12 protein-coding genes are annotated in these 10,810 nt (G+C 50.2%); 8 read left to right on the top strand and 4 right to left on the bottom strand.

The window, feature by feature from the left end:
• Positions 1 to 3: 3 nt before the first annotated feature.
• Positions 4 to 1,311, bottom strand: a complete 1,308-nt coding sequence (locus EXW94_RS25730; RefSeq protein ID WP_174341435.1) for a site-specific integrase — start codon at positions 1,309 to 1,311, stop codon at positions 4 to 6.
• A gap of 185 nt (positions 1,312 to 1,496) precedes the next feature.
• Here EXW94_RS25730 and EXW94_RS25725 point away from each other — a divergent pair, with 185 nt between their 5' ends.
• The 4 genes from EXW94_RS25725 to EXW94_RS25710 all read left to right on the top strand — a co-directional run bounded on the left by EXW94_RS25725 (position 1,497) and on the right by EXW94_RS25710 (position 5,101).
• Positions 1,497 to 1,676 carry a type I toxin-antitoxin system Hok family toxin gene (locus EXW94_RS25725; RefSeq protein ID WP_174341434.1) on the top strand — a complete coding sequence of 60 codons (180 nt, stop codon included), beginning with the start codon at positions 1,497 to 1,499 and terminating at the stop codon, positions 1,674 to 1,676.
• A gap of 556 nt (positions 1,677 to 2,232) precedes the next feature.
• Complete coding sequence (ltrA, locus tag EXW94_RS25720; protein WP_174341433.1) at positions 2,233 to 3,906, top strand: group II intron reverse transcriptase/maturase; 1,674 nt, start codon at positions 2,233 to 2,235, stop codon at positions 3,904 to 3,906.
• A 290-nt stretch (positions 3,907 to 4,196) separates the two neighbouring features.
• Positions 4,197 to 4,646 carry an antitoxin Xre/MbcA/ParS toxin-binding domain-containing protein gene (locus EXW94_RS25715; RefSeq protein WP_254797900.1) on the top strand — a complete coding sequence of 150 codons (450 nt, stop codon included), beginning with the start codon at positions 4,197 to 4,199 and terminating at the stop codon, positions 4,644 to 4,646.
• Complete coding sequence (locus tag EXW94_RS25710; RefSeq protein WP_174341432.1) at positions 4,643 to 5,101, top strand: RES family NAD+ phosphorylase; 459 nt, start codon at positions 4,643 to 4,645, stop codon at positions 5,099 to 5,101. Before EXW94_RS25715 ends, EXW94_RS25710 begins: the two co-directional genes overlap by 4 nt.
• Positions 5,102 to 5,157: 56 nt before the next feature.
• On the opposite strand, the gene EXW94_RS25705 is transcribed toward EXW94_RS25710, so the two are convergent.
• Positions 5,158 to 5,484: a hypothetical protein gene (locus EXW94_RS25705; protein WP_174341431.1), complete on the bottom strand. Its 327-nt coding sequence runs from the start codon at positions 5,482 to 5,484 to the stop codon at positions 5,158 to 5,160.
• A gap of 752 nt (positions 5,485 to 6,236) precedes the next feature.
• On the opposite strand from EXW94_RS25705, the gene EXW94_RS25700 reads away from it, so the two are divergent.
• From EXW94_RS25700 to EXW94_RS25690, 3 genes are all read left to right on the top strand, one after another.
• Positions 6,237 to 6,455, top strand: a complete 219-nt coding sequence (locus EXW94_RS25700) for a hypothetical protein (RefSeq protein ID WP_174341430.1) — start codon at positions 6,237 to 6,239, stop codon at positions 6,453 to 6,455.
• A complete protein-coding gene (locus EXW94_RS25695; protein WP_174341429.1) occupies positions 6,455 to 7,024 on the top strand; it encodes a hypothetical protein in 570 nt (189 codons plus the stop codon). Before EXW94_RS25700 ends, EXW94_RS25695 begins: the two co-directional genes overlap by 1 nt.
• A gap of 470 nt (positions 7,025 to 7,494) precedes the next feature.
• Positions 7,495 to 7,914, top strand: coding sequence for a hypothetical protein (locus EXW94_RS25690; protein ID WP_174341428.1), 420 nt, complete (start codon positions 7,495 to 7,497; stop codon positions 7,912 to 7,914).
• A 118-nt stretch (positions 7,915 to 8,032) separates the two neighbouring features.
• Here EXW94_RS25690 and EXW94_RS25685 read toward each other — a convergent pair whose 3' ends face one another.
• The gene (locus tag EXW94_RS25685) at positions 8,033 to 8,464 is read right to left on the bottom strand and encodes an ATP-binding protein (protein WP_174341427.1); all 432 of its coding nucleotides are present in this window, start codon (positions 8,462 to 8,464) and stop codon (positions 8,033 to 8,035) included.
• 38 nt (positions 8,465 to 8,502) lie between these two features.
• A complete protein-coding gene (locus EXW94_RS25680) occupies positions 8,503 to 9,111 on the bottom strand; it encodes an HAD domain-containing protein (protein ID WP_254797899.1) in 609 nt (202 codons plus the stop codon).
• A 357-nt stretch (positions 9,112 to 9,468) separates the two neighbouring features.
• On the opposite strand from EXW94_RS25680, the gene EXW94_RS25675 reads away from it, so the two are divergent.
• Complete coding sequence (locus EXW94_RS25675; protein ID WP_174341426.1) at positions 9,469 to 10,731, top strand: DNA-binding protein; 1,263 nt, start codon at positions 9,469 to 9,471, stop codon at positions 10,729 to 10,731.
• Positions 10,732 to 10,810: the final 79 nt, after the last annotated feature.

The raw sequence follows: 10,810 nt of genomic DNA, 5'->3' as shown, positions 1-10,810 counted from the left end.
GGATTAGCCCTTACTTTTTTGCACATCGGCTACCAATTGACGGTATAACGCCTTTAGCTCCATGTTAGCTTGCTCACTTAAGGCGCGAGCGGCATAGCGTTGAGGCTGTGTACTATGCAGCGTCCAGCCAAATCGACTTTTCATCTTATCCAATGCGTCACCGTCAGTGCCTTTTAGCTCAATAAAGAGACTAGCAGCTGAATGGCGCAAGACATAAGCATAAAAATTGTACTGTTTTTCACTGTGGAAAAAGGGATCGTCACCAACATCCAGCATTCCTAGCTGAGCTAGCCGCTTGCCGACCCGATTGAACATACTTGTAAGCGTGGAGCGGTGCTTAATGGGGTCGCCCTTTTCATTCAGAAAGAGAAAAGTGAGACTTCTGTTTTTCAAATGTTTGGCAAGGACCGGGGCGCGTTCTTTATCGAGGTATTCGGTGATGGCACTCACTGTAAAAGGCCATAGCGAGATCATCGTCTCGGAGGCATAAGCAACCATTTTGCTACTGGCCCCTTTCAGAACCGGCATACCTGTTGTCGGCCGCCCAGGTCGTTTCTTTGAGTTGTCTTTGAGGACGAGGTGACCACTGTTAAGGCGGAAGTCTTCACGTGTAAGGTTGCCAAGAGCGCCGGGACGCAAGCCTTCACACGCAAGCAGAAACATGGCTCTGTCCCGGAGGAGGGTAGCTGATGGTTTGCCCCCCTCGGTCAGAAACAGTGTCTCCGGCTCCAGGACAACGGCTTGGATAATTTGCAGGAAGCGATGAGACGGAAGGCTTTGGATTGTCAGGTAATGGTTCTGCGTGGTACCAGCAACCTCACGCTTCAACTTTTCCTGCGTCTGGTCATAAGCGGTGATCAACTCACTACGTAAAGTGTCGGACTGGATGTGCGGATCTAAAAACACTTCCCGATAAAACTTCAGGTAGCTGGCAATGTGATTTAGGCGCTTTGCAGCTGTGTTTGCCTCTACGGCACCGAGCATATCTTCCGGTGGCCTGCCTGCTTTAGCACTGGTGATTAACACGACCCTGGCATTGGAAAGTCTTTCAATCTCTCCCAGTGGTCGGTAGCAAAGCCCTGAGAGACGCTTAATTTCGTCATAAGTCAGGCAGCGCTTTTCCAGCATACGGATTGCCAATTCAATCCCGTGGGCCACAAAAAATCGGTGCAGAATTCGCAGCGATTGGCCCACCAGTTCCTGAGTGTTTGGATTGTCGAATTCGTCGGTGAGAAACTTGCTGAAGGGGTAATGAATCGTTCCGTCGTCGTGCAGCAGAAGGTAGTTCCTCTTGGCACTAAATTGACGCATATGAATTACCATTAATATCTAATGTGAAACCAAATTATAGCTTCAACAAAAAAAGACAAACGAATTTAGGTTTGTCTTCTTGGTATGCCTTTATGGTTGGGGTTACAGAATTTCATTACATTATCTATAGAATTTAACCATCCAGGATAGCTTTTCACCTGCCAAATGGCAAGGAGAAGTAGACCATGAAACAGCCGCAACTAACCGTCTTACTGTGCTTACTGATAGTGTGCTTAACACTGCTGGTATTCACCTGGCTTACCCGAGCTTCGCTCTGCGAAGTTCGGCTGAAAGACGGAGGACGGGAATTTGTTGCTGTAATGGACTACGAGTGCGACAAGAAGTCGTTCAACATATTGTTTTGATAGATATTTATACAAAACCAACTATTCCATTAGTTGTAGCCTACCGAGGCAGGCAAAGCTGGCAACGGCTCTGTCTGAAGCCCTTGGAACAATGTAGCTTAGCAAACATTGCTTCAGTAAATCGCGAGAGGAACTGATCGCTGCTAGCATCGTGCGGCGAAGGCGCTAGGCTGAACGGTACGATTAACATAGTGAACTGTCGTTTAAACGTCGTGACATGAAACAAGCCAAAGATGCTGTCAGGCTTGCACCAAAAGGTAAGGGGTATGGTTATTCCTGTTCGTAGTGGGAATACATGGACTATAACTCCCCCGGCGGATAGACAGAATCTAACCCGTTCGTTTGTATGTTGTTCGGAACTTGGTAAGCCTGTATTTACGCCCTATGGGCAGGGAAATCGTAAGATAACCTGATGTGGATGCAGGTAAAGGAGGATGGAGAAAGCGAATGCCATACTGTAATCGTGTGGATAGAGGTTCAAAATTTGCCTCATCGGGAAACCGGGCAGACTTCCATCGGGTCTTTGTTCGCGTGACATCTGAGAAGGTCTTCAGGGATGGCAGGTAAGGAAATTACGACGAAAAGCGTAACTGCGGCCATCAACGATACCGGATGGCATTCCATCAACTGGAAACAAGCCCACCGGCACGTTAAGACTATTCAGTCAAGGATCGCGAAGGCAACATGTAACCAGCAATGGCGCACAGTCAAAAGATTGCAGCGATTGTTGGTTCGCTCCTTCAGTGCCAGAGCTTTGGCAGTGAAAAGAGTTACTGAAAACAACGGGCGTAATACACCCGGAGTTGACGGACAAATCTGGAACACCCCGGAAGCAAAATGGGCTGCGGTGTTTAGACTCGAAAGTAAGGGGTACAGACCCCGACCACTCAAGAGAGTCCATATACCAAAACCTAATGGCAAAACAAGGCCATTAGGAATTCCCGTAATGCTGGACAGGGCAATGCAGGCCTTACACCTATCCGGACTCGAACCCGTATCGGAGACACTTGCAGACCACAACAGTTATGGTTTCAGACCTGCGCGATGCACGGCTGACGCCATTCAGCAGGTATGCAATATGTACAGCTCCCGATACGCATCGAAATGGGTGCTAGAAGGCGACATTAAAGGTTGCTTCGATCACATCAATCACGAATGGCTACTTGAACATATCCCTATGGACAAGCGCATACTTCGTAAGTGGTTGAAAGCCGGAACCATCGAGAAAGGTACTTTCAGCGAAACGCTCTCCGGAACGCCACAGGGAGGGATTATATCTCCGGTGCTGGCAAATATGGCCCTGGATGGGCTGGAGGGAGAACTTCAAATTCGTTTTGGAAAGAAACGCTCCAAGAAATCATGGAAGAATAAAGTCCACCTGGTTCGTTATGCGGACGACTTCATCATTTCCGGATGTTCAAAAGAAATTCTGGAAAATGAGGTGCTTCATTTAGTGCAATCCTTCCTGCGTAAGCGAGGACTGACACTATCGGATGAGAAAACAGTCATCACGCATATCACTGATGGATTTGATTTTCTGGGGCAACACATTCGACGCTTTGATAGGAAGCTTATTATCAGACCAGCGAAGAAAAACGTGAAATCCTTCCTCGGTAAGGTCAGAGGTATTATTGAAGATAATAAAACCGTTCCTGCATGGTTGCTGATCTATAAGCTAAACCCTTTGATCAGAGGGTGGGCGAATTATCATCGACATGTGGCCTCGGCAAAAGCGTTCAACAATGCTGATCATCAAATCTGGCGGAAAATATGGCAATGGTGCGCGAGAAGGCATCCCGGACGGAGTCGCCGATGGATATTTCGTAAATACCATACGACTATCAAAAGGCGGAACGGGATGTTTTATGGCGTCGACCCTGATGGACGAAAATACGTACTCCAACGGGCAGGTGCCGTGAATATGTACCACCATGTGAAAATCAAGGGTGCTGCAAATCCGTATGATCCTGAATGGGAAGAATATTTTGAAAAGAGACTAGACTACTCTTGGAGAGAATCCCGACAAGGTCAGAAGAAGATCCTCGTAATATGGAGAAAACAAGGATCACGCTGCCCTCTGTGTGAACAACCTATAACTCGAAAGACTGGATGGAACATTCATCACATCCTCAAGAAATCTCTTGGCGGAAGTGACAATCTGGAAAACCTAGTCCTGCTGCATCCAAATTGCCATCGGCAACTACACAGTAATGAAGTCGGCCCCAGTTGAAAGAGGGCTTTCAAAGGCTTGAGCGGTATGCGGGGAAACTCGCACGTACCGTTCTTAGGGGGCGGTGGCATAGCAATGTGCTGCTGCTACCCGACATCCGGTAAATAGCTGAAAGTGGGGGGGTAACCCCCCGCTTTTCGGTCAAGATGTTGTCTGGCAAAGTCCTGTGGCACCTTTTGAAAGGGCTTCTCTTCGGGGAAGCCCTTTTTACTTTTGAAGTCACTCGCTGCTGAATATCTCGCCATTCTTAGCCCATATGGTATAATCAAATTACCAAATGGAGGCCACTTATGACTATGAAAGTGTTTACCCCTTCAGTCTCTCGCAATCCGCCACATGATCTCTGGAGCGTCACCGGCCTGAAGGAACAGGACGGCATCGCTCTGATGGATAAAATCAACCTGGGTCTGGAAGGCGAAATTGCTAAGCAAATTTCTGTCTGGGCACATATATCCCCGGGCGAACTGCGCAAAATGTCGGGAATTCCGAACACTACGTTTAACCGCAGTATAAAGGATCGGTTTACAGCCGACCAGAGTGAGCGAATTGTTCGGATTATCCGGGTACTCGCGAAGGCCGTTGAACTGTTTGAGGGCAATAAAGAGGAAGCCCAACAATGGCTGAACGAGAAAAACCGGGCCCTGAACTGGCAAAAGCCCGCTGACGTTCTGGCATCGGAAACCGGGGCGCTGGAAGTGATGCGTCTTATTACCCGCATCGAACATGGCGTGTATTCATGATCCTATACCGGCTGACCAAGACCCGCTATCTCACTTCGGCGTGGTCCGGGTTGGGTGCGAAAGAGGCCGGTGGACGATGGAACAGTGTGGGTACAGCAATGGTCTATCTTTCCGAGGCCGCGTCACTGACGATGCTGGAAACACTGGTGCATCTGAATGCCCCGCAGCTGCTCGATAGTTTCACGCTGCTGAGTATAGATGTACCAGAAGACCAGATAATGACGTTTGATATGGCGATGCTTCCTTCCGGCTGGGCCGATGAAGACGCGCCAGCCGTTCTGGCTCACTACGGCGACAGTTGGGTGCAGGATGCACAATCTGTGGCCCTGCGGATACCCAGTGCGTTGTCCCCGGTCGAATACAACTTCCTGCTTAATCCGGCTCACCCAGATGTACCGGGCCTGATGAAAACCGTCCGAACGATCCCCTTCAGTTTTGACACCCGTCTGAAGTAGCCCGGTCCTGTTCCGGATGAGAGTTGCGGCCTACTTGTAAAGGCCGCTTTTGCGGCTCAGTTGTGGGGGAGTTGATGCATCCATGCCGGGTTATAGGGCAAGATGGTTTCAGTTTCCATATCGTCTATTTCACTCTGCCAGCGTTCATCCCGTTCCCGGCGCAGCTCGATACGCTCAGATTCACCTTTACTACAACCGTCAACGGGGGATAGATCGCCAAACTCATAGAGGCCACGCTCAATAAGTGCTAACGTCTGCGCGGGAGGCTCAAATCGGACGGCGGTCTGTATATCATCCAGCCCCATTGCCGCAAGCGCACTTTCAGGCCAGAAACCGGCATTATCTTCATCGGTGTATGCTGCCCCGTCCTGACTCCACCACATCTGTTTTCCGTTACTGAAAATCTTGAAATATTCCATCATTTTCACCGCTTAAATAATGAACACAGACTTAATATTACCAGATTACCAGGCGAGATCTCGCACTGCCAGCAGATCTGGACAGAACAACCTGTTTGTCCAAGTGGCGGAGAAAATGGTCTTTCTGGTGCGTTTCGGGCGAAAAGTGGCGAGTACCGGACGGTTATGCTCCGCTTCTGGTCTGCTGTTGCCAAAAACTGGCTTTACAGTGCGGGAGATGATTTCGGCTGAAGCTATTGCGTTTCTATGCCCTCGTTGGCGCTGCGAAGCCTCCGGCGCACCGCGCCTCCCATGCACTTCTGGCATAAATAAACACGTAACATTTTGGCGCATGCAACATTTTGTGGTGCCCGTTTGGGCCGAAACACAGCTGAACCACGCACGAACACCATCTTTTTCTGGTTGCACCGAACGGAACATTTGCCTTCTACCCAGGAAGAATGTAGCAGACGGAGAAAGAATCCGGTTAAACCGCCAGTTGGTATTCGGTGGCCCGAACTTGGTCAATAGCAGGGAAGGCCCTCCTGATTTTGTATGCGTCCGTTATATCCACTAAATTCGGCCCTAATCCGGAAAAAGTTGCTCGCTTCATCCGGTAAGATCTCCGGGTAGGAAACAGAATTTTCCCTGATTTTTCGGCACGGTTGTTAGCCGTGAAACGGGTGTTGGTAGCATGGACAGACAGGTAGTGTTAACAGAAGAAGGCGCATCTGATTATGCCAAAATTTAGCGTAGTGAAGAACGACGTCATAGGTGACATGCTGAACGAAGTCATGGGACGTCTGGCGGAGTTCTGTGAAAGTGAGTACCGCCGCCTGACCGGAAATACGGACTCAGAGAGCAAGGTTGTACCCATTAATGACCCGATTTTTGATGTAGCCAGTACTGACGGTGAGCCTTTCCCGATGACATACAGTAAGGGAATTGTTCGTTAATGTGGATTGAGCTTGTGTGGTCAGCTGCTGCAATTGTGTGGTTGACCGGCTATTGCCTGGTTAAGCGCGTCAGTTCGCCGATCATCCCCTCGTCCGGCCGGTCACAGGTCTACCCACTAAAACGCCTTCAGCTCGTAATAACGGCCGATGCCGGATGCTTCTCACGTGATATTGCGCAGAGTATGCGGGCCAGAGCTGTGATGGTAAGGCAGCTGCCACTACCCACCCCTGGTGACGATCTGGTTGAACGCAGCACTACCGGTCATTCTGGACTCGATGAGCAGCGGGCAATATTAACTTTCAATCTGTCTGAAATACGCAGCGATTTCCCGCAGGACGAAACTGAGCAATTCCCACCGCTTCATCCTGTCGGCATCACTGCCCCCCAGCCATATTCGCTGCTCACGCTGTCCGCCCAGTGCACGATGTCATTCCCGATAAGTCGCTTAGCTGACTATCTGGACGACGCAGCAAAGGACATCGATGCCGGGACCACTGCTGTCGCGAGATTTGAGAGCGGGTGCGGTTATAAATTCAGACTGACCACGGCCAGCCAGCGTGCCAATTAACGTTTTGACTTGCTGGCGTATCGGTACGAACACACAGAGGCCTGCCCATCAATTATGCGAATTTCCGCAATACAGAAAGACATACTCTTCGTCCTCTATGCCCTTAAGGTCAGGGGACACACTTCGTCTGTAGCGAGTACTCGACTGCTGTCGCTCATTAATGGCCAGCGAGGGCAGGATATTCACAGCTCAAATTTCAGAGCCTCGTGCCACACGATGGCCGTGCACAAGCTGGTTATTCTTTCGTACAGCAAGAGCCTGAAACTCCTTGTTGGACTGAGCATCGACGGCCTCACCGTCGGGGGTGAGATATATGAGGCGCGTCTTCGCGACATGCAGGATGACGTAACCCAATCAGACAGGCAGGGGGACAGCGTTTTAGGCTGAAGAGAAGACCTGCTGCTGCCGATAGATATGACGTACCCGCCGGAAAACATTCGGCAACGACCACAACCAGAGGGAAATGAAATTTGAAACGTAAACTTGCCGGATTTTTACTCGTATCGATGTGTGCATTCCAGGCTCAAGCCGGGACCTCTTCTGACCAGAAGACGGTGAAAGAATTCTGTGAAACCACCCGGACCCCAATTGCAGTGGCTGCGATGCAGTTCAAAAACATGCTGGCCAATACTGTGCCGCCGGAGGACGCCCGGAATGAAGCTACCCGTGTGATGAGAAATTCCCCGCAGTACCGCCATGCCTCACCAGAACTGAAGGCCGTCATGGACAGGGCAACCTACGAAGCGACGGATGCCAATGCCACGCTGGCACATCAGAAAGCGATGATGGATCAGGGGGAGAATCTGCTCAGCACCATCTCATATACCTGGGGCATTAAAAGTACTGAGCCCTTCTCAGCGTGGTGTAACTTTAACCACCTCTCCAGCTGACAGGGTTTCCTGCCAGCCAGGGAAGGGTTTATTCGCAACCGGAAAGAACATCGCGTCTCAGTAAATGACCATCATCGCGCATTTGGCAATGGCCTCGTACAAACTACGGGGCCATTCTTTAGGAAAGGAGCTCTACAGCGCAGTTTCTTTCGCCCTTAATACCGTCGGATAAAGTAATAACCGCACCGAAAAGCGGTTTTATCTGCATGGCATCTGTCGGGTATGCGACAACAATAAGGCGCTTCCCGTGCTTTCTGGCTGTCCTGATAAAGTGCAGAACCTTTGAATTACCTGATGTATCTCCTGCCGTGACGCCATCAAGAATTAAGGTTCGCTCTGGCGTGTTCAGGAAATCAAAATCATCAAAGTTGTCGTCACAAAGCTCCCAGCATTGTTTTCCGGCATTCAAATCCGGGAAGTGATAATACCGGGTGTCACTGTCGACCATTCGCAGTTCTGCTAACAGAGTAGTTTTCCCTGAACCCGAAACACCCGTGACCAGGATGTGACGGTCAAGATTTTGCAATACATCAATAGCGTGTTGGTGCATAACAGCCTCCGGTGAAATTCCTTTTTCCCACTATCAATTCAACTGCCCCATCGACGCATCAGCGTCAGGTACCGGGCACTGAGCTTCGTGACATCCGCTTCCGTCAGTCCGCTGTAATAATCCGTTCGGTGCAGGTGAGAGTATCCCGCAGGAAACAAGGACGCATCATCATCCAGACAGATGAAGGATTTGATCCGGTGCGTAAAGGCAAAATCTTCGCACTCCGCCGCCCGAACCCCGATTTGACCCGGTCTGAGATAAAGCGAGCCAGTCGCCCCGATAACCCGGTCGACACACGTCTTCGGAAATAATGACCTCAGGTAGCCCACACTGGCAGACTCCCGCCAGGAACTGGAAATGACGATGACCATGTATGGACACTGGGTCAGCAGACGCTCTATCAAGGGCATCCTATCAAAGGTTTCATTCTGGCAAGGGTGACATACCCCGTCAAAATCAAGGAACAACACGACGTGCTTCGCCGGAAGAGGTCGCCACAGACCTGCAACAGGCATTTCCACTTTTAAAGCGGATGTCGCCGGGGGCAGGGACGAAGACCCTGACGACTGGAACAGGCGTAATAACGGTTTGATAACGGTGGAAATCATCAGCGAGGCCTCATCATGACGTTTTAAACAGGTTATCATTTTGACGAGGAGTTCCCGGTGCCACAGAGTGGGCATTTTTTCTGCATTTCAGCCCCTACACCAACTATGTGCAAGGGCTGAAGAGGCCTGATTATCGCCATCTACCCTTGTAAAGCTGGTCAGGCAGGCAACCGGAAAAGTAACTTTCGACACCTCCCTGGCAGAGCTCTTCTGGGCGAGTATCGCTACAATGCAAAAACAGGCACTTAACGTCGATTTTTAGATTGGCGCCATGCAGTATTATTTGCCCGTTTACTAATCAGAAAAAAAGTAACTTTTTTTCGGCACACATTATTAGAGAATGAGTCTGACTGTGTATTGTGGTTACACAAACCACTGAAATTAAGGAACACGAAAATGACTGCAATCGCACCTGAAGCAACCAAACCTTCCACCCCCGAAGTAAGCCTGCGTGGCTATATCGAACGTACAGGCAATGGCAAACGTAAAGCCAACGGACTGGTAATCGACCCTGCGGTAATCGTAGAAATTGAAGGATTCAACACCCGTACTGCCGGGATGGGCGAAGCCTATTACTCGATGCCAGCCGTGGTTGATCATCTGAACAGTCTCGCTGAGGCTTACATCGAAGACCCGATGTCGGTAACGCCTGTCGTTTTGCAAATCATCGATGGTAAGCCTGCTCTGCGTCAGGGTCATTGCCGAATCCGTGGCATTGCTATTGCGAACCGTCGGCTTGAGGCTGAAGGCCGTCCGCGTATCAGTGAAATCCGCACGGAGGAATTCCGTGGTAGCGCCGCTAAAGCAGAATTGTTCACTCTGGGTGGCAACACCTCCCTGTCATTGTCAGTAGTGGCTGAGGCCGTGTCGATTAAACGTCTGCTGGACGATCCGGAAGAACCGTACACTTTTGCTGAATTGGCAAAAAAACGTGGGAAGTCTGAGCAGCATCTTCGCCAGATGGTCCGCGTTCTGGACCTGCCAATTGAGCTTCAGGCAATGCTGGTGGCCGAAGAAGTCGCCATGTACGTCGCTATCGATGAATACCTGTTTAGCGGCGAGGCGGCAATTGATAACATTCGCAAAGCCATTGAAGTCTACGGTAAAGCCACTGCTAGCACCCTGAAGCATGTCAAAGCCGTCAGCCTCACTACCGGTAGTACTAAGGAAACCGTGGTGAAGCCAGGGCCCGTTCAGCAGCCGAATGATGAAGAAAACAATCTACCGGCACAAAACCTGGACGGTGAGAACGAAACCGGGAACATCAACGCCGGTAACGTCAGCGGAAATGATGATCAGAATGGTGCTGAAGACGAAAGCGGACCGAACTCAGAAAACGGGCAGAACTCTGATGGTATGACTGCTGGTGGGCACACGCCTCCAGCGAACAAAGAGCCTACCCCGCCAGCGGAAAACAAGCCCATTTCCCTGTCCAGTGTGCTGAATAAGAAAACCGTGACAACTATTGCGGACACCGCGATCCCGCTGTTTGGACGCATCGCTGAAGCAGCTGTTCTTAAGCAAGGTGAGTCAGTAAGCAAGGACACTTATACCCTGGAACTCTCGCATGACGAAATGACGGCAATTATCAACGCCCATGCTGACCTGGAAACCTTCCTGAGCAAGCATAAGGAAAAGCAAAACAAAGGGAAAGCATGAAGCAGACTCCGGTCCAGTCAGTTGGATGGGCCGGAACATTTTCCCGTTGTTCGCACTTTAAAAGTTGTGAACCATGAAC

The sequence above is a fragment of the Enterobacter sp. JMULE2 genome, from assembly GCF_013337145.1.
In the GTDB taxonomy this organism is placed as follows: Bacteria; Pseudomonadota; Gammaproteobacteria; order Enterobacterales; family Enterobacteriaceae; genus Enterobacter; species Enterobacter mori.
Note: the sequence above shows the minus strand (reverse complement) of the source record. Positions and strands in the feature narration are given on the sequence as shown.

Coding starts and splice junctions, on each gene's coding strand:
- EXW94_RS25715 (WP_254797900.1), top strand. CDS start 4,197: ATGACTATGAAAGTGTTTACCCCTTCAGTCTCTCGCAATCCGCCACAT.
- EXW94_RS25695 (WP_174341429.1), top strand. CDS start 6,455: ATGTGGATTGAGCTTGTGTGGTCAGCTGCTGCAATTGTGTGGTTGACC.
- EXW94_RS25685 (WP_174341427.1), bottom strand. CDS start 8,464: ATGCACCAACACGCTATTGATGTATTGCAAAATCTTGACCGTCACATC.
- EXW94_RS25730 (WP_174341435.1), bottom strand. CDS start 1,311: ATGCGTCAATTTAGTGCCAAGAGGAACTACCTTCTGCTGCACGACGAC.
- EXW94_RS25705 (WP_174341431.1), bottom strand. CDS start 5,484: ATGTGGTGGAGTCAGGACGGGGCAGCATACACCGATGAAGATAATGCC.
- EXW94_RS25700 (WP_174341430.1), top strand. CDS start 6,237: ATGCCAAAATTTAGCGTAGTGAAGAACGACGTCATAGGTGACATGCTG.
- EXW94_RS25680 (WP_254797899.1), bottom strand. CDS start 9,111: ATGATAACCTGTTTAAAACGTCATGATGAGGCCTCGCTGATGATTTCC.
- EXW94_RS25675 (WP_174341426.1), top strand. CDS start 9,469: ATGACTGCAATCGCACCTGAAGCAACCAAACCTTCCACCCCCGAAGTA.
- EXW94_RS25725 (WP_174341434.1), top strand. CDS start 1,497: ATGAAACAGCCGCAACTAACCGTCTTACTGTGCTTACTGATAGTGTGC.
- ltrA (WP_174341433.1), top strand. CDS start 2,233: ATGGCAGGTAAGGAAATTACGACGAAAAGCGTAACTGCGGCCATCAAC.
- EXW94_RS25710 (WP_174341432.1), top strand. CDS start 4,643: ATGATCCTATACCGGCTGACCAAGACCCGCTATCTCACTTCGGCGTGG.